Below are 363 nucleotides of genomic sequence, written 5' to 3' on the forward strand. Positions count from 1 at the left end.
CCGCTATGCCGCATTTGCCTCGGTGTCGGCGGACCCGAGCTTCGCGGCCTATGCCCGCGCGCTCTGCAGGTGGGATTGCTCATGGTATGTGAACCTTTCCGAACAGGGTTATGAGCGTTTTCCTATCCCGAACCACAGCAATGTCGGACGTTGGGGATTCTTTCCGCTCTATCCGATGCTGGTGGCAGCCATCCGCTCGGTTCTCCCCTTCCCCACCATCGTTATCGCGACCATGGCATCGGTGGCGTGCAGCTATGCTTCGTGCCTCGTGGCATGGCCGCTGCTGGAGAAACACATGCGGGCCTATGTGCTCTATTGCACTTTCCTGCTGAGTGGCCCGTTCTCCTTCTACTTCGCCACTTT

Annotated in this window: 1 pseudogene; it reads left to right on the forward strand. The window is 59.0% G+C overall.

Annotated features, from left to right (window positions below):
- Window positions 1-363, forward strand: a pseudogene (locus EN851_RS34580) (hypothetical protein); the annotation flags it as partial.

The sequence above is a fragment of the Mesorhizobium sp. M8A.F.Ca.ET.208.01.1.1 genome (genome assembly GCF_004791315.1).
GTDB lineage: Bacteria > Pseudomonadota > Alphaproteobacteria > Rhizobiales > Rhizobiaceae > Mesorhizobium.